The sequence below is a fragment of the Yinghuangia soli genome, assembly GCF_021502675.1.
Taxonomy (GTDB): Bacteria; Actinomycetota; Actinomycetes; order Streptomycetales; family Streptomycetaceae; genus Yinghuangia; species Yinghuangia soli.
In genome coordinates this window covers 53680-73318 of the sequence record NZ_JAKFHA010000030.1, presented here as the reverse complement: position 1 = coordinate 73318, position 19639 = coordinate 53680, and the positions used below count along the sequence as shown (strand labels likewise).

Sequence of the window (19639 nt, the reverse complement as noted above, 5' to 3'; positions counted from 1 at the left end):
GGTGCGCCCCCCCCCAGCGCCCGGCCCCGCCCGGGGCCCCCGGCCCGTTCCGCTACTTCACCCGCGCCCCGGTGACCAGCCACGCATCGCCCTTCGCGCGCCAGCCGAGCAGCAGCAGCCGGGCCGCCATGAACGAGCCGACGCCGCACCACCACAGCGCCACCAGGCCGCCGCCGAGGGCGGTCACCGCGGCCACCGCACCCGCGAAGACGAGCAGGACCGCGGGCATCATCAGGGCCAGGAACCGCCCGTCGCCCGCTCCGATCAGCACGCCGTCCAGCACGAACACCGGCCCGGCCAGCGGCTGCAGCGCGGCCGCCGCGAGCAGCACCGCACCCAGCAGGTGCCGGACGTCCGGATCACCGGTGAACCACGGCACGTACAGCGGCCGGGCGGCCACGATCACGAGGCCGAACACCACCCCGGTCCACACGCTCCAGGCCAGCATGCGCCGCGTCGCCGAGCGCGCCCCGGCCGCGTCCCCCGCACCGAGCGCCCGGCCCACGATCGCCTGCGCGGCGATCGCCAGCGCGTCCAGCGCGAAGGCCAGGAACGTCCAGATCTGCCAGGCCACCTGGTGCGTGGCGATCTCGGTGTCGCCCATCCGGGTGGCCGCCACCGCGCCGATGATGAGGATCGCGCGCAGGCTCACGGTCCGCACGAACAGCGGCGCACCGGCCGCCGCGGAGGCGCGTATCCCGCTGAAGTCCGGGACCAGGCGTGCCTCGTGGGCCCGCGCCCCGCGCACCACGACCGCGAGGTACGCCGCGGCCATCGCCCACTGCGCGATCACCGTGCCCCATGCCGAGCCCGCGATGCCGAAGTCGAACCCGTAGACCAGCACGAGGTTGAGGACCAGGTTCGCGGCGAAGCCCGCGACCGCGACCACCAGCGGCGTCCGGGTGTCCTGGAGTCCGCGCAGGACACCGGTCGCGGCCAGCACGATCAGCATCGCCGGGATGCCGAGGCTGCTGATCCGCAGGTACGTGGTGGCGTGCGGGGCCGCGGTGGCCGACGCGCCGAAGGCGTCCACGATCCACGGCGCCGCGATCACCCCGACCACCAGCAGCGCGGCGCCGATCAGGGTGCCGAGCCACAGCCCGTCCACACCCTGCCGGATCGCGCCGCGGCGGTCTCCCGCGCCTACGAGGCGCGCGACGCTCGCGGTGGTGGCGTAGGCGAGGAACACGCACAGGTTGACCAGCGTGCTCAGCACCGTGCCCGCGATGCCGAGGCCGGCCAGCTGGGGGGTGCCGAGATGACCCACGATCGCGGCGTCCGCGAGGATGAACAGCGGCTCCGCGACCAGCGCGAAGAACGCCGGCACGGCCAGCCGGAGGATCTCCCGGTCCTGGGCCCGCCCGCTTCTCGGCGCGGCGGCCGGCCCGGTCGCGGCCTCCCCTGGGTGCCCCCGTCTCGCGTCCCTCTTCACGTCACCGGTCACCCGTCCACGGTAGTCATCCACAGGTAATGATCACAAGAGACTTCTGGCCCTTACTCATGGCTGCGGGCGGTGGTTGTCCACATACGCGGGGCGATTGCCGGTCGATCCGACCGGAAGTTTTTCACATGCACAGCCGGTGGATAGAGAAGCCGCAGGTCAGAGCCACTTTCCACAGCTGTGGACAAACCCTCGCCGCAGCCTCGCACACAGGTTGTGCACAGCCGAGGCGGTGCCGGTCCACAGGTTGTCCACAGTTATCCACAACCCTTGTGGATGACGACGTTGGTCGCGGCCCGGTCCACCCGTACGGTGAGGGACTGCACAACGCGTGGTGCGGCCGTTTTGTCGGCCGGTTGCCGTATGAAGGAGCAGGACCAGGCGCCCCGGACGACCGGGCGCTCGCCGTGTCCCGACGTCGAGGAAGGAAGCACGGCATGAGTGTCTCGGAGTACGAGGACGCTCCCCCCGCGCGCGAGGGCTTCGAGCGGACCCCGCCGCAGGACATCGCGGCCGAGCAGTCGGTCCTCGGCGGCATGATGCTCTCCAAGGACGCCATCGCCGACGTCGTCGAGAACCTCAAGCCGATCGACTTCTACCGGCCCGCCCACGAGATGGTCTACAACGCCATCCTCGACCTCTACGCCCGCGGCGAGCCGGCCGACGCCGTCACCGTCGCCGCCGAGCTCACCAAGCGCGGCGAGATCGGCCGCATCGGCGGCGCCCCGTACCTCCACACCCTGATCTCCTCGGTGCCCACCGCGGCCAACGCGGAGTACTACGCCCGCATCGTCCGCGAACAAGCCGTCCTGCGCCGCCTCGTCGAGGCCGGCACCCGCATCGTCCAGATGGGCTACGCGGCCGACGGAGACGTCGACGAGATCGTCAACGGCGCCCAGGCCGAGGTCTACGCCGTCACCGAGCAGCGCACCAGCGAGGACTACGCCCCGCTCGCCGACATCATGGAAGGCGCCCTCGACGAGATCGAGGCCATCGGCTCCCGCAACGGCCAGATGTCCGGCGTCCCCACCGGCTTCACCGACCTCGACGCCCTCACCAACGGCCTGCACCCCGGCCAGATGATCGTCATCGCCGCCCGCCCCGCGATGGGCAAGTCGACCCTCGCGCTGGACTTTTCTCGCGCCTGTTCGATCAAACACAATCTCCCGAGCGTCATCTTCTCGCTCGAAATGGGCCGCAACGAAATCGCGATGCGCCTCCTCTCCGCCGAGGCCCGCGTCGCCCTGCACCACATGCGCTCCGGCAACATGACCGACGAGGACTGGACACGCCTCGCCCGCCGCATGCCCGACGTCAGCGCCGCCCCGCTCTACATCGACGACTCGCCCAACCTGTCGATGATGGAGATCCGCGCCAAGTGCCGAAGGCTCAAGCAGCGCAACGACCTTCGCCTCGTGGTCATCGACTACCTCCAGCTCATGACCGGCGGCGGCAGCCGCCGCGCGGAGAGCCGCCAGCAAGAGGTCTCGGAGATGTCCCGAAACCTCAAGCTCCTCGCCAAGGAACTCGAAGTCCCCGTCATCGCCCTGTCCCAACTGAACCGCGGCCCGGAACAGCGCACGGACAAGAAGCCAATGGTCTCGGACCTTCGCGAAAGTGGATCGATCGAACAGGATGCTGACATGGTCATCCTGTTGCATCGCGAGGATGCGTACGAGAAGGAGTCGCCTCGTGCGGGCGAGGCGGACCTGATCGTGGCGAAGCACCGTAACGGTCCGACCGCGACCATCACGGTGGCCTTCCAGGGCCACTACTCGCGCTTCGTGGACATGCAACAGGGCTGATCAGAGGCCCTTTGCGCAGCCTCGGCGGAGGCGGGTGCGGGACTGGTCAGGAATCAAGAAGCCCGGGATGCGGGGCTGCTTTTAGCGTTGTCCACATGGAGACCACGACGCTCACCGCAGCCACCACCGCCCTTGCTTCCGTCACTCTCGAGGTGGCCGATCTCGAGGCCGCTCGCCGTTTCTATGCCGCGTTCGGTGTGGACGCGCATGTGCGTCTGCGGGAGTCGCAGGCCGTGTCGGAGGGGTTCCGCGGGTTCACGCTGGGCCTGACGGTGACCGGGCCGGCGAACGTGGATGCGTTCATCGCGGCGGCTGTGGGCGCCGGTGCATCAGTGATCAAGCCGGCGGCGAAGTCGCTGTGGGGGTACGGCGGTGTGGTGCAGGCCCCCGACGGGGCCATCTGGAAGATCGCGACGTCGCAGAAGAAGGACTCCGGTCCGGCGACGGGTGTGGTCGACGAGCTCGTGCTGCTGATCGGCGTCGAGGACGTGAAAGCCACGCGGGCGTTCTACGTGGAGCGCGGCCTGTCGGTGCACAAGAGCTTCGGCGGGAAGTACGCGGAGTTCACCGCGGACCCGTCCAGCGTGGTCAAGTTCGCGCTGTACAAGCGCCGCGGCCTGGCCAAGGACCTGGGTGTCCCGAATGACGGCTCCGGCTCGCACCGCGTGGTGCTGGGCAGCACCGGCGACGCCTTCACGGATTTGGACGGCTTCGCCTGGGAGCCCGCCGCCCCCGCGTACTCCTGAAAATTCACGCGTTCCCGACGGAATCCGTTTCGTATCCCGGTTGTCGTAGCGGTCGATCGGCGGGCATCCGCCGGCACGACGGCCCAGCCGCACACCAACTACCGCTCAAGGAGCACCCCATGAAGGCACACGTCAGCTCTATCCTCCTCGGCGTCCGCGACATGGACCGGGCCAAGAAGTTCTACACCGAGGGCCTCGGCTGGACGATCGAGAACGACTACGGCGTCTCGGTGTTCTTCGCATCGGACGGCGCCTCGCCGGTCGGCTTCTACGGCCGTGAGGGCCTGGCCGCGCAGAACGGCGTGGACCCGGAAGGCAGCGGCTTCAGCGGGCTGGTGCTGACCTATGTCGTCCGCACCGAGGCCCGGGTCGACGAGATCATGGCCGAGGCCGAGAAGGCCGGTGCCACGATCCTCAAGCCGGCCGGCGCCCTGCAGTGGGGCGGGTACGGCGGCACCTTCGCCGACCCGGAGGGCTACGTCTGGAGCCTCGGCTACAGCGCCCAGGGCAGCGACCAGCACTACGCCGAGTAGGCGCGGAGCCTTTTGCAGGAGAGCCGTCCGGGACGGCGCGGCGTGTGCCGTGCCGTCCCGGACGCGGGCGATTGTTGAGCAGCAGGCGGAACCGGCCGAGTATCTGGAGTGGAGACCATGAAGTTCCTGACCCATGTCGAGCCTCCGGAGCCCATGCGCGGCCTGGAAGTCCCGCCCGAGGTCGTGGCCGAGCTGGGCGGGGGTGCCCGGCCGCCGGTGAAGATCACGATCAACGGCCACTCGTGGCAGAGCCGCGTCGCCATCATGCGCGGCCGCCACCTGCTCGGCCTCAGCAATGCGAACCGGCAGGCGGCGGGCGTCGAGATCGGCGAGGAGATCGAGGTCGAGTTGGAGCTCGACGATGAGCCTCGCGTGGTCGCCGAGCCCGAGGACTTCAAGAAGGCCCTGGACGCCGACCCGGCCGCCCGGTCCGCTTTCGACAAGCTCGCGTTCGGCCTCAAGCGGGCGCAGGTGAAGGCCATCGAGAGCGCGAAGAAGCCCGAGACGCGGCAGCGGCGCATCGAGAAGGCGATCGAGACGCTGCGGGGGTGAACCCGCCGGGTGCGGTCAGGCTTTGCGGGCCAGGTAGACGGTGTTCGTCGAGGTGCCGCCCTGCAGCGGGTTGTCGAAGTGCACGACGTGCGCCTCGGTCCCGGTGAAGACGCCCGCGAGGACGGCGTCGAAGTCGTCGTCCGGCGGGTCGTTGGACCACAGGGCGAAGATGCCGTCCGGGTGCAGGAGTTCCGCGAGCGCGCGCAGGCCTTCGGGACGGTAGAGCGCGGCGTGGCTGGGATGCAGCACGTGCCGGGGCGAGTGGTCCACGTCGAGGAGGATGGCGTGGAAGCGGCGCCCCGGTTCCTCGGGGTCGAGGCCGGTGGCGTCCGGGCCGGTCACCATGGCGAAGAAGTCGCCCTGCACGAGCCGGCAGCGGGGGCTGCCGGCCAGGCCCGCGCCGAGCGGGACGAGGCCGCGGCGGTGCCAGTCGATCACCTCGCCGAGGGCGTCGACCACGACGAGGGAGCGGACGCGCGGGTCGTCGAGCGCGGCCTGGGCGGTGTATCCCAGGCCGAGGCCGCCCACGGCGACGTCCAGTTCGTCACCGGAGGTCTTGCCGAGGCCGAGTTCGGTGAGCGCGATCTCGCCGGCCGTGAAGAGCGAGGACATGAGGAACTCGTCGCCGAGCTTCACCTCGTAGACGTCCTCGCCGGTGGACGGGTCGCGCCGCCGCCGCAGGCTGATCTCGCCCATGGGCGTCTCCTGCCAGTCGATCTCCTCGAACCGCGCGCTCACGTGCCACCTTCCGGATTGCCGACGAAACGCCCAGTATTCCGGCTTCCGCACGTACGTCGGCGCAGGCCCGGTGTCGGCGCGGCCCGGCAGGATGTGCGGATGGTGCTCACGGTTCCCCTTGCCCTGCCGGACGAGTTCGTGGCGAAGTACGCGCTGGACCTGGGTGTGTCGTCGCGGTGGGTGCACGAGCACGTGAGCGCGGCCTTCGGCGCGACCGGGGACATGTACGTGATGTCCAAGGTGTGGCGCTACATGCCGGACGGCGAGGTGGCCGAGGATCCGGTGAAGCAGTCCGTCTCGGCGTGGCTGATCGCCCGGTACGCAGCGGGCGGGGGTGATGTCCCCGCGGCCTTCGCGGTCTTCCTGACACCGGCGGTCTTCTCGAAGTTCGGCGACGTCTCGGACCTGCGCATGGCGGTGCTGCCGGACGGCAATCTCGTGCTGGCCGGCCGCCCCGACATCACCTACCTGGTGGCCGGGGACCTGAGCCGGGTGGTCGGGTCGTACACGACGGACCCGTACCGGATGCCCTTCCAGCCCTACACGGTCGGCAACCCGTTCGCGACGCATGTGCAGGTGACCCCGGGCGGCCGCCTGCTGTGCACGGTCGCGGAGTTCGGGGTGCGCGGGACGTCGCGGATCGCGCCGAACCTGGTGGCGGTCGCCGATGCGGCGCTGACCGCGGAGCACCGGCCGGTGCTCCGGGCGATCGCCGCGATGGACGCGGCGCCGGTCAAGCAGGACGCGGAGCTGGACGTGCGGCCGTACGTGCACTTCGAGGGCCGTCCGGTGGGGTTGGACCACCGGCCCGGCCCGGGGCTGGGCGACCAGGTCGACAGGCTGTGGCCGCCGAGGTACTCGCACGGCAACCACTGGCTGGGCCATCCGGTCGCACTGGCCGACGACCGTTTCGTGGTCCCGGTGTTCGGGCGTCTGTTCCGCGGCGGCAACCGCGGCAAGCAGTTCGCCTTCGTGCTGATGGACGACGCGGGCGAGGTGCTCGGCCGCCTGGAAGGCCTGGACCTGTACCGGGACAGCCCGTTCACGGGGGAGTGCTACCGGGTGTCGGCAGACCCGCGGAGCGGCCGGGTATTCCACTTGAACCGCTATGGCCTGTACGCCTGGTCGGCGGACGGCACGCTGCTGGCCAAGGTGGCCACCGACACGAAGCCGTTCACGCTGCTCAAGAACTTCACGCTGCTGGGCTGCGACCCGGACGGCAGCCTGGTGCTGGCGCAGGACAAGCAGAACCTGCTGGTCCGGCTGCCGGTCCCCGCGGACGGCCTGGCCGAGGGCCTCGCCCGGGCCGTCGCGGACGGACTCGCGGCGTTCGGCAAGCAGCGCACCGCGCTGAAGAAGCGGTGGACGCCGCAGGAGTGGCACTGGACGTTCCGGCCGGAGCCGGGGCGGCTGCACCACCTGTGAGCCGCGGCCCGGGCCGGCCCGCAACGGCCCGGAACGTCAGAGCGCGTCGGCGAGTTCGCGCAGCAGCCGCTGCTTGGGGCGGGCTCCGACGATGGACTTCACCGGTTCGCCGGCCTTGAAGAGCATGAGCGTGGGCATCGACAGCACGCCGTAGGCGGCCTGCGTCTCGGGGTTGGCGTCCACGTCGACCTTGACGATCCGGAAGCGCGTCTCCTCGGCGGCGATCTCGTCGAGCACCGGCGAGATCATGCGGCACGGTCCGCACCATGCGGCCGTGAAGTCGACGAGGACGGGCAGGTCCGAGGAGAGCACCTCGGCGCCGAACGTGGCATCGGTGACATCGGGTACGGCAGCGCTCATGTCGTGGCCTCTTCCTGGGCTTCCCGGAGGGGAGGGGCGGAGCCGTGCGCGAGTGCGCACTGCGGGTCCGGACCACCGGGCAGGCCGGCGCTGAGTTCGACCTCGGCGCGCGCGAGTTGCGCGGCGACCTCGGTGCGGATCTCCTGCATGCGGCCGATGCACGCGTCGAGTTCGGCCAGTTTGGCGCGGTAGACGGCGAGCGAGGTGGGGCACGAGTCGCCGGCCGGGTGGCCGGCCTGGAGGCATTCGACGAACGGCCGGGTGTCCTCCAGGCCGAAACCGAAGTCCTGCAGCATGCGGATCTGGCGCAGCAGGCGCAGGTCGGTCTCGTCGTACTCGCGGTGGCCGTTGCCGTCCCGGCGGGCGGGCAGCAGGCCGCGCGACTCGTAGTAGCGGAGCGTGCGGGTGGTGGTGCCCGCCTGTTCGGCCAGTTCGCCGATGCGCATGCCGTTCCTCCCGCCTGGCACATGGCCCGTCCGTGGTCCGTGGCCACGACGGTAGGCCTTGACGTCGGCGTCAAGGCCAGCAGTTTGCCGGGGCGGTTCCGGTTGCTCGTGCGCGGGGTGCCGCGGCGGTGCGGCCGGGGGAGGCCCGGCCGCACCGGAGCCGCGGTCAGCGCGCGGTGAACCCGCCGTCCACGGCGAGTGCCGCACCGGTGACGAAGGTGGCCTCGTCGCTGAGCAGGTACGCGACGAAGGACGCGATCTCGCCGGGCTGCGCGATGCGGTTGACCGGGTGCAGCGCGGCGATCTGCGCGGTCGCCTCGTCGGTGGTGCCCATGGTGGCGCGGAACAGCGGGGTGTCGACGCCGCCGCTCGCGATGGCGTTGACCCGCACGCCCTGCTCGGCGACCTCCAGGGCGGTGGCCCGGGTGAGGCCGACGACGGCGTGCTTGGCGGCCACGTACGGAGCGACGTCCGGCATGCCGACCACGCCGAGGTTGGAGGCGTTGTTGACCACCGAGCCGCCGCCGGATGCGGCGATCGCCGGGATCTGGTGCTTGAGGCCGTAGAAGACGCTGGTCAGGTTGTGCGCCAGCTCGGCGTGCCAGGCGGCGGCGTCCAGGGTCGGCACAGGGCCGTACGCGTTGACGCCGCCCGCGTTGTTGAACGCACCGTCCAGGCTGCCGAATTCGGCGAGAGCGGCGGCGACCAGGGCAGCGTTGTCGGCCTCGGTCGTGACGTCGGCCGGGACGAACAGCGCCCGGCCGCCGGCGGCGCGCAGGGCCGCGGCGGCCTCGTCGCCGACGTCCTTGCGGCGGGCGCCGAGGACCACGGCGGCGCCTTCCGCGGCGAGGCGTTCGGCGACCGCGAAGCCGATGCCGGAGGTGCCGCCGGTGACGATGAAGACCTTGGCGTCGAAGCGTGCAGACATGGCTGTGCCTTTCGAAGAATGCGGAGAGATACGAGGAAGGCGCGCGTGCGCGGCAGGGATGCCGCGGTGGCCGGCCGGGCCCGGCGGGGCGACCCGCCGCCATCAGATTGCTCGATCTCCGGAAGGGCCGCTGGCGGGAATCGGACGGGGCGTGACCAGCGGAAATCGGACCTGTCGTCGTTGCCGCGGTGCCCCCGGTGCGGGGTGGGTCCAGGCCCACCCCGGTTCGGGGGCGGGGACCAGTGCCCGCGCTGTCCCGGGGCGGCAGACTTCGTGGTGTAGGAAGAAAGCCCGAGGTCAGGGCCCCGCCGGACGAGCCGGCGGAGCCCACGTGCAGCCGGGCGGACCCGAGGAGGAACGATCATGAGTGCAGGAGCCGGGGTCGGCATCCGGGACCGGGGGATCGCCGCGCTGCGCGGTCTGGCCCTGGTGCCGACGATGGTGCCTGCGCTTGCGTTGTTCTGCTTGACCGTCACGTTCCTGCCGCTGATGGTCATCGGCATCGGCGTCCTGGTGCTGCCGGTGCTGATCACCGCGACGCGGGGGCTGGCGGACTTCTCCCGGCGCCGCGCCGAGGCGTGGACGGGCGTGCACATCGCCCGGCCGTACCGCCCCGCGCCGAAGTTCGACCGGGGCATCCCCGGCGTCGTGCAGCGGACCCGCTGGATGCTGGGCGACCCGGCCACGTGGCGCGATCTGCTGTGGAGCCTCGCCGACTTGGCGGTGGGCCTGGCACTGGCGATCCTGCCGCTCGGCTTCATCGCGCAGGGCGTCTTCGGCCTGCTGCAGCCGTTCCTGTGGGAGACGCTGATCGATGCGGGCGACTCCGGCTGGTACACGTTCCTCAAGGTGGACAGCGCCGGAATGGCCGTGCTCGCGGTGCCGCTCGGCCTCGCGTACATCGTGTTCGGCTTCTTCATCGCCCCGTACATGCTGCGCGCCCACGCGCTGTTCACCCGCTCCCTGCTGGCCCCCACCCGGAAGGCCGAAATGGAGCTGCGGGTGCGGCACTTGACCGACACCCGCAGCGAGGCCGTGGACGCTTCGGCGGCCGAACTGCGGCGCATCGAGCGGGATCTGCACGACGGTGCGCAGGCCCGGCTGGTCGCGATGGGCATGAACCTCGGGGCCGCGGAGGCGCTGCTGGAGACGAACCCGGAGGCGGCCCGCGCGCTGCTCACCGAGACGCGGGAGGCGTCCGCGAAGGCGCTGAACGAACTCCGGGACCTGGTCCGCGGGATCCACCCGCCGGTGCTCGCCGACCGCGGGCTGGGCGATGCGGTGCGCGCGCTCGGCCTGGAGAGCCCGCTGCACGTCGAGGTGTCGGTGGATCTGCCGGGCCGCCTGGAGGCGCCGGTCGAGTCGGCCGGGTACTTCGCGGTCAACGAGGTGCTGACCAATGCCGCCAAGCACGCGCAGGCCCGCAACGTGTGGGTCGACGTGCGCTACCGCGCGGGCCGGCTGCGCATCGAGGTGACCGACGACGGCCGGGGCGGCGCGGCGCTGGACAAGGGCACCGGACTTCGCGGGATCGAACGCCGGCTCGGTACATTCGACGGGACCCTCGCCCTGGACAGCCCCCGGGGCGGCCCGACGACGGTCACCATGGAGCTGCCGTGCGTGTTGTCCTCGCCGAAGACCTCGCCCTCCTGAGGGACGGATTGGTGCGGCTGCTCGAGGCGCACGGCTTCGAGATCGTCGCGGCGGTGGACAACGGGCCGGAGTTGCTCAAGGCCCTGACCGAACTGGCACCCGACGTGGCGGTGGTGGACGTACGGCTGCCGCCCACGTTCACCGACGAGGGCCTCCAGGCCGCCCTGGAGGCCCGCCGGCGTGTCCCGGGCCTTCCGGTGCTGGTGCTCTCGCAGTACGTCGAGCAGCTGTACGCCCGGGAGTTGCTGGCCGACGGCTCGGGCGGGGTGGGCTACCTGCTGAAGGACCGGGTGTTCGACACCGGGCAGTTCGTCGAGGCGGTGCGCCGGGTGGCCGGCGGCGGCACCGCGATGGACCCCGAGGTGATCGCGAAGCTGCTCAGCCGCAACACCGAGGCGGTGCCCTTGGGGCAGCTGACCCCGCGCGAGCGCGAGGTCCTGGAGCTGATGGCCGAGGGCCGCTCCAACGCCGCGATCGCCAAGCAGCTGTTCGTGTCCGAGGGTGCGGTGAGCAAGCACACCACGAGCATCTTCGGGAAGCTGGGCATCATGGCCTCGGACGACGACAACCGCCGGGTGCTGGCCGTACTGGCGTATTTGAGTGCGTGACGCACCACACGGTGGCAAAACGGACTTTCGTTCTCCGGGACGACCTCGGGCTACTCCCGCGGGAGTAGCCCCGCACGCGCGCTTCTGCACACGGCGTGCGGCCCTCTCATACACCGGGCGGAAGTTCTCTGACCTGCGCCTTTTCGCGTTGTGTAGAGCCCACATCGCTGTCTAGCTTCTAGGCTGCCCACCCGCGCGCGCGGAACTGCAGCACGAAGGAGACAGCATGTTCGGACGACTCGGAAGGCTCGTCGTCCACCATCCCTGGAAGGTCATCGCCGCGTGGCTCGTGGCCGCGGTCGCCCTGGTGGCTTTCGCGCCAAAGCTGTCGGATATCACCAACCAGGACACGGCGAGCTTCCTGCCCTCGAAGTACGAGTCCGTCCAGGCCGCCGACCTCGCCGAGAAGCAGTTCCCGCAGTCCCAGGACCAGAGCGCGCTGATGGTCTTCAAGCGCGCCGACGGCGCCGCGCTGACCGATGCGGACTCCGCGGACGTCAAGCGGATCGTCGGCGAACTGGCCGCCGGGCACGCCAAGACCCCGGCGCCCGGTACCGAGGCCGAGCCCGGCACGGTCACGTCGATGGCGGCGGGCGAGGTGTCGGGGAACCGGCTGATCCAGCTCGGCAACGTCACCATCAAGGGCAACGCCGAGGACAAGCAGGTCAACGAGGCCGTCAAGGAACTGCGCGAGGCCACCGAGCCCTTGATGAAGGGCACCGCCCTCAAGGTGGGCTACACCGGCGGCCCGGCGATGATGCTGGACAACGAGGACGCCTTCAAGAAGGCCGAGGCGATCGTCGGCATCGTGACGATCGTGCTGATCATCGTCCTGCTGCTGCTCATCTACCGCAGCCCGGTGGCCGCGTTCATGCCGATCGTGGTGGTCGGCCTGGTCGCCGCGGTGGCCCCGGCGGTGATCGCGATCGCCGGCAAGATCTTCGGCTTCGAGGTCGAGCAGTCGCTGCAGACCATGCTGATCGTGGTGCTGTTCGGCATCGGCACCGACTACATCCTGTTCCTGCTGTTCCGCTACCGCGAACGCCTGCGGGCCGGCGACGACAAGAAGCAGGCCATGATCGTGGCCGTCGAGCGGGTCGGCGAGGCCATCGCCTCGGCGGCCGGCGCGGTCGTCATCGCGTTCGGCGCGATGCTGCTGGCCACCCTCGGCAACTTCCGGTCGATGGGCCCGGGCCTGGCCATCGCGGTCATCGTCATGGCGGTCGCCGGTCTCACGCTGGTGCCCGCGGTCGTCTCGCTGCTCGGCCCGAAGGTGTTCTGGCCGTCCAAGAACTGGCAGAAGCAGCCCGAGGGCACCTCGTTCCAGCGGATGGGCCGCGTGGTCGGCCGCCGCCCGGTCGCCGTCGCGGTCGTCTCCGGTGCCGTGATGGTCGCGCTCGCGTCCGGCGTGCTCGGCTTCAAGGCCGACTACGACCAGATCAGCGCGCTGCCCGGCAGCACCGAGTCGGCCAAGGCGATGAAGGACATGCAGACCGGGTTCCCGGCCGGCATGCTCAACCCGACCCAGGTCTACGTGAAGTCCGAGAACGGCGCGCCGCTCGACAAGGGCGCGGTCGAGGACTTCGCCAAGAAGCTCAAGGACGCCGAGGGCGTCGGCGCGCTGAGCGCGGTGAACCCCGAGGTCCCGGAGGGGCAGCGGACGTACGCCAAGTTCAGTGCCGACGGCACCGCCGCGGAGATCAAGCTGGTCCTGAAGGAGAGCCCGTACACCAACGAGGCCCTCGACACGATCGGCCCGCTGCGCGCGGCCGCCGATGCCCAGGCTCCGGCCGGCACGGATGTCATGGTCGGCGGCGCCACCGCGTCGTTCACCGACGTGCGCGCGGCCACCAACCGCGACATGAAGGTCATCTTCCCGGTGGCCGGCCTGCTGATCGCGCTGATCCTCGCGGCGCTGCTGCGCAGCTTCGTGGCCCCGTGGTACCTGATGCTCGCGGTGGTGCTCGGCTACGCGGCGACCCTGGGCGCGACGGTGCTGGTGTTCCAGATGATGCTGGACCACGCGGGCGTGATGTTCATGCTGCCGATCATGATCTACATGTTCGTGGTCGCCATCGGCACGGACTACAACATCCTCATGGTCGCCCGATTGCGCGAGGAGGCCCAGGAGGGCCACGAACCGCGCCAGGCCGCGGCTCTCGCGGTCGAGCACGCCGGGCCGTCGATCGCCGCCGCGGGTGTCATCCTTGCAGGGACGTTCGCTTCGCTCATGTTCGCGGGAATCAGCATGATGACGGAGATGGGTTTCGCGGTCTCCGTGGGCATCTGCATCTCCGCGTTCGTGATGTCCATGTTCCTGGTCCCGGCGGTGACCGCGCTGATCGGCCACGCCGCCTGGTGGCCGGGGCACGCGGACCGGCCCAAGGCGGGCCACGGCAGCGGCGGCCAGGGCGGCCACGGCGAGGACCGCGAGTCGGTGCTCGTCGGCGGGGGCAGGTGACCCCGGGCGCCTCCGGCGCTGTATGACAGAGCAGTGGGAGAAGACATGAAGGTGCAGGAAGGCCCCGTGCGCGACGACGCGCGGGGCCTTCCTGCGTCCGCGGACGGCTCCGCCGCGGGGCCGTTCTGGAGCGGTTCGCCGTGGGCCGGGAAGCTGCAGGCGCTGCGCGGCCACCCGTGGGTCTCGGACGTGCTGCTGACCGGGTTCACCATCGCCGCGGTCATCGGCGGGGCGCTCGCCCAGCCGAGCAAGCACGCCAACGTGACCGGGCACCCGGACGCGCTGAACCTGGCCATCGCGGTGCTGACCTGCCTGGTCCTGCTGTTCCGGCGGCGGCATCCGCTGTGGGTGCTGGCGCTGACCGAGATCGGCCAGCTGGTCTACCTGGCCGCCAACGGCCGGGACGGCTCGATCCTGCTGCCGACCCTCATCGCGCTCTACACCGTCGCGTCCCGCGAGGGGCTGCGCCGCTCGCTGTGGATCGCCTCGGCGGTGGCGGTCGCGCACACCGTGATCCGGCTGGCGGTCCTGGGCAGTTCGTTCCTGCGGCCGGAGAACTACCTGTCGGTGGTGTGGCTCTACCTGCCGGTCGCGGTCGGCGAGGCGGTCCGTGCCAAGCGCGCGTACTGGGCCGAGGTCCAGGCCCGGCTCGCCCGCGCCGACCGGGAGCGCGAGGAGGAGGCCCGGCGCCGGGTCACCGCCGAGCGCATGCGCATCGCCCGCGAGCTCCACGACGTCGTCGCGCACAGCATCGCGATGATCAACATCCAGGCCGGGGTCGCCGCGCACGTCATCGACCAGGATTCCGGCCAGGCCAAGCAGGCGCTCGTGCACATCAAGGAGGCCAGCCGCGACGCCCTCGCCGAGCTGCGCACCACCTTGGGCGTGCTGCGCCAGGACGGCGACACCGACAACCCCACCGAGCCGACCCCGGGCGCGGACGGCATCGAGGGGCTGGTCGCTTCGTACCGCAACGCCGGTCTTCCGGTGCTGCTCGAAGTGTCCGGGACGCCGCGGCAATTGCCCGCACCCGTCGGCCTGGCGCTGTACCGGATCGTGCAGGAGTCGCTGACCAACGCGGTCAAGCACGCCGGTCCGGGGGCGCGCGCCGAGGTCCGGATCCTGTACTGCGCGCATACCGTCGAGGCCGAGATCGTGGACGACGGGCGCGGCGCCGCCGAGGCGCCCGGTTCGGGCACCGGGCACGGCGTGCTGGGCATGCGCGAACGGGCCGCCGCGGTCGGCGGCACCCTGCATTTGGGGCCGCGGGCCGCCGCGCGCGGCTACGCGGTCACCGCCCTGCTGCCCACCGACGGCACGCCGCTCAAGACCGAGACGGCCGAAAAAGCCGAGACCGAGGGAGACAAATGGTTCGGGTGCTGATCGCGGACGACCAGTCGCTGGTCCGTGCGGGGTTCACGGTGCTCATCGGCTCCGATCCGGAGCTGGAGGTCGTCGGCGAGGCGGCGAACGGCGCCGAAGCGGTGAAGATGGCCCGCGAGACCCGGGCGGACGTCGTCCTCATGGACATCCGGATGCCCGAGATGGACGGACTGGAGGCCACCCGGCGCATCGTCGGCGACGAGGACCTCGCGGGCGTGAAGGTGCTGGTGCTGACCACCTTCGAGGTGGACGACTACGTCTTCGAGGCACTGCGCGCCGGGGCCAGCGGCTTCCTGGTCAAGGACACCGAGCCGGCCGACCTGCTGCGCGCCATCAAGACGGTCGCCGCGGGGGAGTCGCTGCTCTCGCCCGGCGCCACCCGGGCGCTGGTCGGCCGGTTCCTGGCCCAGCCGGAGCCGAAGGTGGCCACCCCGGACCGGCTGACCGCGCTGACCGACCGGGAGCGCGAGGTGCTGGCGCTGGTCGCGTCCGGGATGAGCAACGACGAGATCGCCGAGCACTTGTTCGTCTCGCCGCTGACCGCGAAGACGCACGTCAGCCGCGCGATGGTGAAGCTCGGGGCGCGCGACCGCGCGCAGCTCGTGGTGATCGCCTACGAGTCCGGCGTGGTGCGGCCGGGACCGCAGGCCGGCTGACCGGGACGGTCCGCGGCCTCCGGCCGAAGATCGGGCGCATGAACCGGCTGCCGGATCGGAATGATCTGTTCAGGGTCTCGAGGATTCCGGACAGCCTGGGAGCGCACATGCGGGAAGTGGTCAAACGGACGGCTCGCGCGATCCTGCTCGACGACGAGGACCGCCTGGTGCTCATCAAGCGCACCAAGCCGGGCGCGACGCCGTACTGGATCACCCCGGGCGGCGGCGTGGAGCCGGGCGACACCACGGTGACCGAGGGCCTGCGCCGCGAGGTGCTCGAAGAGCTCGGCGCCAAACTCGCGCAGAGCGTCCCGGCGTTCGTGGACACCGTCCCCGAGCCGGGCGGCGGCGTGAAGGTGCAGCACTTCTTCGCCTGTCGGCTGGAGTCGATCGACCCGGCGCTGCGGCACGGGCCCGAGGTCGAGGAGCCGAACGGCATGTACGAGGTGGTCCGGGTGCCCTTCACGCCGGAGGGCCTGGCCACCGTCGACGTCGTCCCGGCGACCCTGGCCGCCTATCTGACCGCGAACGTCGAGGGCATCCTCACGCTGCTGGCCCGCGACCTGCAGTAAGGCAGGCGGGTGGGCGAGGCCGTACGGGGGCGGCCGTTCACCAGTCCGCGGCGCGGGCGACCAGCCGGGAGTGCAGTTGGGCGAGGTGCGGGCGGCTCAGCTCGCCGGTGCGCACCGCGAGGAACAGCGTGTTCAGCGGCGGGATCTCGGGTTCGAGCAGCGGCACCAGCGAGGCGTCCGCGAGCGACTCGGCGCACAGGTAGCGCGGCAGCACCGCGATGCCGGCCCCGGCCCGGACGCTGTCCAGCACCGCCCGCAGGTCCGGCACCACCAGCCCGGCGGGCGAGGTGGGCTTGGTGTCGAACACGCTGGCCCAGTACCGCTCCACGAGCGGCTGGTCCTCGCTGTCCGAGATGAGCGGCGCGCCGTCCAGTGCGGTCGGACCGCCGGCCTCTATCCGGCGCCGGGGCAGGAGTTCGGCCCAGCGCGGGGCGCCGACCAGCACGTACTCCTCGTCGGCCAGCGGCGTCGACGAGATGCCGCGGCCGCGCGGGCGCAGGTCGGAGACCACGATGTCGTGCCGGGCCGCGGCCAGTCCGGCCAGCAGGTCTTCGCCGGCGCCCAGCGTGACGCGCAGCCGCAGGCCGCGGCGGACCAGGTCGGCGAGTGCGGGCAGCACGCGGCGGCTGGTGATCTCGGGCGGTCCGGCGAGGTGCACGGTGTGCTGCAGCGGATCGGTGCCCAGCACGTCGCGGGCGGTGATCTCCTCCAGCGCGTCCAGGTGCGGGGCGAGCTTGGCGGCCAGTTCGTCGGCGACCGTGGTCGGCGTGACGCCGCGCGGCAGCCGCTGGAACAGCTGGCGGCCGACCTGCTTCTCGAGGCTGCGGATCTGCGCGGTGATGGCCGGCTGCGACAGGTCGAGCAAGTGCGCGGCTCGGGTGAAGGATCCGGCCCGGTGGACGGCGAGGAAGGTGCGCAGCAACGTCAGATCCACTGACCCCCCTTGCCGTTCGACCTGTTCGACCCGCCGGACCCGCCCGACCCGCTCGACTTGCTGGTTCCGCCTGTGCTGCCCGACCTGCCCGACCTGCCCGACACGTCCGACCGCGTCGGCCGATCGCCCCCGTCCCGCCGGCGCCGCGCAGGGCCGCCCGCCCCTGGGGCGCGTCCTGCGGTGCGTCGAGAGAAGTTTCGACCCCGGAGGGGCCAGTGTCATCCTTGACGCGCCCAGGATCGCGAACAAGTCGTTGTGCACCGGATCCTGGGGTATTGACCGGAAACCGTCGAGGGTTGACGTGATCTTGGTCAGCCGCAGGCTTTGCCCAGCGCATCCACCACGTCGGCGAGCAGGTCCTCGGTGTCCTCGCAGCCCACCGAGAAGCGCACGAAACCGGGCGGGACGTCGTCGCCGGGCCACCGGCCGCGGCGTTCCGCGATGCTGTGCACGCCGCCGAAACTGGTGGCCTCCGCGACCAGTTCGAGGGCGTCCAGGAAGCGCTCCGCGGTCGCCGTGTCGGCGAGGGTGAAGGACACGATGCAGCCGAAGCGCCGCATCTGCCGGGACGCGAGCTCGTGGGCCGCGTCGCCGGGCCGCCCGGGGTGCCGGACGTCCGCGGCCTCGGGCCGGGCGGTGAGGAGTTCGGCCAGTGCGAGGGCGTTGGCCGCCTGCCGGTCGAGGCGCAGGTGCAAGGTGGCGAGCGAGCGGTGCGCGAGCCAGGCCTCCATGGGCCCCGGGATGCCGCCGGTCAGCGTGCGCCAGCCGCGGATCCGGTCGGCCACCGCCTGGTCCGCGCAGGCCACGTAGCCGAGCAGGATGTCGCTGTGCCCGGTGAGGGCCTTGGTGCCGCTGGCCACCGAGATGTCGGCGCCGAGGGCCAGCGGCTGCTGGCCGAGCGGCGTGGCCAGCGAGTTGTCGACCGCGACCAGGGCGCCTTCGGCGCGCGCGAGTCCGGCCAGCCGGGCGATGTCGCACACGTCCAGGCCCGGGTTGGACGGCGTCTCCAGCCAGAGCAGGTCGGCCCCGGCCAGCTCGGCGGCCTGGGCGTCGCCGGCGGTCGGGGCGCTGCGCACGGTCACGCCGCGGGCGGCCAGGTGGGCGCCGACCGTGCGGGTGGCCGGGTAGCCGTCCGAGGGCAGCACCACGATGTGCCCGGGTTCGGCGAGGGCGAGCAGCGTGCCGGAGACCGCCGCCATGCCGGATGCGAAGACCACCGCGTCGGCGGCGCCTTCGAGTTCGGCGACGGCGGATTCGAGGGCCGCCCAGGTCGGGTTCGCGTACCGGCCGTAGGCGTACGGGCCGGTCGGGTCGCCGATCTGGTGGTAGGTGCCCGCGAACACGGGGCCGTCGAGGAACGGCCGGTCCGGGTGGGCCGGCGGAAGTCCCGCGTGTACAGCGCGAGTTCCTTCGGACGGCATGGCGTCGCTCCCTCGGGATCGGATCATCCGATGATCACCCGTGCGGACGATGTTTCACGTGAAACACCGCTACCGACGAGTTGGGTTCCACGGCCGGCCGGGCCGCGGGGTCCGGCCGGGCCGGGTCAGTCGCGGTCCAGGACCAGGTTGAGGAACCAGCTCACGATCGAGATGACCAGGGCGCCGAGGAGCGCCGGCCAGAAGCCGGTGACGTGGAAGCTCAGGTCGAGCTGGTCGGAGATCCACGACGTCAGCCAGAGCATCAGCGCATTGATCACAAAGGTGATCAGACCCAGCGTCAGGATGAACAGCGGCAGCGAGAACAGCTTGACGATCGGCTTGATGATCACGTTGACCACGCCGAAGATCAGCGCGACGAACAGCACCGTGAGGGCCTTGTTGCCCCACGAGTCACCGGTGATGTTCACCCCGTCGACCACGACGGCGGTGATCCAGATCGCCGCTGCGTTCACGATCAGTTTGATGAGGAGGCTCTTCATGACCGCATCGTGTCAGGTACGGACCGGCTAAGGGAGGCGCAGCCCGGCGTGGCCTGCGCGTGTGTCGTATCTTCGGGGCGCACCGGCCCGCGAGGGGGCCGGCCGAGCCGAAGGGGTGGCGCCGCGTGAAGGCGTTCCGACTCGACGATCTGGACCTGGAGCGCGCCCGCGAGCGGGGGGCGTATCTGCGCTTCCTCAACGAACGGCACTTCTCGATGGGCCTCTACGCCCTCGAACCCGGCGAGCTCGACACCCAGAAGCCGCATGCGCAGGACGAGGTGTACGTGGTGATCAGCGGCCGCGCCGCGCTGACCGTCGGGGACGAGGCCACCGACGTCGCCCGCGGCAGCGTCGTCTTCGTGCCGGCGCACGTCGAGCACCGCTTCCACCGCGTCACCGAGCCGCTGCGCGTGCTGGTGTTCTTCTCGCCGCCGGAAGGCTGAGTGCATCCCGGACCGCACCGACCGCGCCCCCGAC

At 71.4% G+C, this 19639-nt stretch carries 20 protein-coding genes; 12 read left to right on the top strand and 8 right to left on the bottom strand.

Annotated elements, in window-relative coordinates:
- Positions 1-52: 52 nt before the first annotated feature.
- Positions 53-1444 carry an MATE family efflux transporter gene (locus tag LZ495_RS33810; protein WP_372498682.1) on the bottom strand — a complete coding sequence of 464 codons (1392 nt, stop codon included), beginning with the start codon at positions 1442-1444 and terminating at the stop codon, positions 53-55.
- A 434-nt stretch (positions 1445-1878) separates the two neighbouring features.
- Here LZ495_RS33810 and dnaB point away from each other — a divergent pair, with 434 nt between their 5' ends.
- The 4 genes from dnaB to LZ495_RS33790 all read left to right on the top strand — a co-directional run bounded on the left by dnaB (position 1879) and on the right by LZ495_RS33790 (position 5077).
- Positions 1879-3246, top strand: a complete 1368-nt coding sequence (gene dnaB, locus LZ495_RS33805; RefSeq protein ID WP_235056885.1) for a replicative DNA helicase — start codon at positions 1879-1881, stop codon at positions 3244-3246.
- Between the two features lie 95 nt (positions 3247-3341).
- Positions 3342-3992 carry a VOC family protein gene (locus LZ495_RS33800; RefSeq protein ID WP_235056884.1) on the top strand — a complete coding sequence of 217 codons (651 nt, stop codon included), beginning with the start codon at positions 3342-3344 and terminating at the stop codon, positions 3990-3992.
- A 119-nt stretch (positions 3993-4111) separates the two neighbouring features.
- Positions 4112-4525, top strand: coding sequence for a VOC family protein (locus tag LZ495_RS33795; RefSeq protein WP_235056883.1), 414 nt, complete (start codon positions 4112-4114; stop codon positions 4523-4525).
- A gap of 117 nt (positions 4526-4642) precedes the next feature.
- On the top strand, positions 4643-5077 hold the full coding sequence (locus LZ495_RS33790; RefSeq protein ID WP_235056882.1) for a YdeI/OmpD-associated family protein: 435 nt from the start codon (positions 4643-4645) through the stop codon (positions 5075-5077).
- A gap of 15 nt (positions 5078-5092) precedes the next feature.
- Here LZ495_RS33790 and LZ495_RS33785 read toward each other — a convergent pair whose 3' ends face one another.
- Positions 5093-5815 (bottom strand): polyamine aminopropyltransferase, encoded by a 723-nt coding sequence (locus tag LZ495_RS33785; RefSeq protein WP_235056881.1) that lies wholly within the window; start codon positions 5813-5815, stop codon positions 5093-5095.
- Between the two features lie 99 nt (positions 5816-5914).
- On the opposite strand from LZ495_RS33785, the gene LZ495_RS33780 reads away from it, so the two are divergent.
- On the top strand, positions 5915-7240 hold the full coding sequence (locus LZ495_RS33780; protein WP_235056880.1) for a hypothetical protein: 1326 nt from the start codon (positions 5915-5917) through the stop codon (positions 7238-7240).
- Between the two features lie 36 nt (positions 7241-7276).
- On the opposite strand, the gene trxA is transcribed toward LZ495_RS33780, so the two are convergent.
- The 3 genes from trxA to LZ495_RS33765 all read right to left on the bottom strand — a co-directional run bounded on the left by trxA (position 7277) and on the right by LZ495_RS33765 (position 8974).
- A complete protein-coding gene (gene trxA, locus LZ495_RS33775; protein ID WP_235056879.1) occupies positions 7277-7600 on the bottom strand; it encodes a thioredoxin in 324 nt (107 codons plus the stop codon).
- Positions 7597-8046, bottom strand: coding sequence for a MerR family transcriptional regulator (locus tag LZ495_RS33770; RefSeq protein ID WP_235056878.1), 450 nt, complete (start codon positions 8044-8046; stop codon positions 7597-7599). The genes trxA and LZ495_RS33770 overlap by 4 nt, the downstream gene beginning before the upstream one ends.
- A gap of 166 nt (positions 8047-8212) precedes the next feature.
- Entirely contained in the window at positions 8213-8974 is a 762-nt protein-coding gene (locus tag LZ495_RS33765) for an SDR family NAD(P)-dependent oxidoreductase (protein WP_235056877.1), read from the bottom strand.
- A 363-nt stretch (positions 8975-9337) separates the two neighbouring features.
- Between LZ495_RS33765 and LZ495_RS33760 the strand changes: the two genes are divergently transcribed.
- The 6 genes from LZ495_RS33760 to LZ495_RS33735 all read left to right on the top strand — a co-directional run bounded on the left by LZ495_RS33760 (position 9338) and on the right by LZ495_RS33735 (position 16307).
- A complete protein-coding gene (locus tag LZ495_RS33760; protein WP_235056876.1) occupies positions 9338-10627 on the top strand; it encodes a sensor histidine kinase in 1290 nt (429 codons plus the stop codon).
- The gene (locus LZ495_RS33755) at positions 10591-11235 is read left to right on the top strand and encodes a LuxR C-terminal-related transcriptional regulator (protein WP_235056875.1); all 645 of its coding nucleotides are present in this window, start codon (positions 10591-10593) and stop codon (positions 11233-11235) included. The genes LZ495_RS33760 and LZ495_RS33755 overlap by 37 nt, the downstream gene beginning before the upstream one ends.
- A gap of 226 nt (positions 11236-11461) precedes the next feature.
- On the top strand, positions 11462-13696 hold the full coding sequence (locus LZ495_RS33750) for an MMPL family transporter (protein ID WP_235056874.1): 2235 nt from the start codon (positions 11462-11464) through the stop codon (positions 13694-13696).
- Between the two features lie 45 nt (positions 13697-13741).
- Positions 13742-15079: a sensor histidine kinase gene (locus tag LZ495_RS33745; protein WP_235056873.1), complete on the top strand. Its 1338-nt coding sequence runs from the start codon at positions 13742-13744 to the stop codon at positions 15077-15079.
- Complete coding sequence (locus LZ495_RS33740) at positions 15064-15735, top strand: response regulator (RefSeq protein WP_235056872.1); 672 nt, start codon at positions 15064-15066, stop codon at positions 15733-15735. Before LZ495_RS33745 ends, LZ495_RS33740 begins: the two co-directional genes overlap by 16 nt.
- Before the next feature lie 107 nt (positions 15736-15842).
- On the top strand, positions 15843-16307 hold the full coding sequence (locus tag LZ495_RS33735; protein WP_235056871.1) for an NUDIX domain-containing protein: 465 nt from the start codon (positions 15843-15845) through the stop codon (positions 16305-16307).
- Between the two features lie 37 nt (positions 16308-16344).
- On the opposite strand, the gene LZ495_RS33730 is transcribed toward LZ495_RS33735, so the two are convergent.
- From LZ495_RS33730 to LZ495_RS33720, 3 genes are all read right to left on the bottom strand, one after another.
- Positions 16345-17241, bottom strand: a complete 897-nt coding sequence (locus LZ495_RS33730) for a LysR family transcriptional regulator (protein WP_235056870.1) — start codon at positions 17239-17241, stop codon at positions 16345-16347.
- Positions 17242-17552: 311 nt separating this feature from the next.
- Complete coding sequence (locus tag LZ495_RS33725) at positions 17553-18662, bottom strand: cystathionine gamma-lyase (RefSeq protein WP_235056869.1); 1110 nt, start codon at positions 18660-18662, stop codon at positions 17553-17555.
- Between the two features lie 125 nt (positions 18663-18787).
- The gene (locus LZ495_RS33720; RefSeq protein WP_235056868.1) at positions 18788-19162 is read right to left on the bottom strand and encodes a phage holin family protein; all 375 of its coding nucleotides are present in this window, start codon (positions 19160-19162) and stop codon (positions 18788-18790) included.
- A 125-nt stretch (positions 19163-19287) separates the two neighbouring features.
- Between LZ495_RS33720 and LZ495_RS33715 the strand changes: the two genes are divergently transcribed.
- Positions 19288-19605, top strand: a complete 318-nt coding sequence (locus LZ495_RS33715; protein ID WP_235056867.1) for a cupin domain-containing protein — start codon at positions 19288-19290, stop codon at positions 19603-19605.
- The last annotated feature ends 34 nt before the right edge of the window (positions 19606-19639 follow it).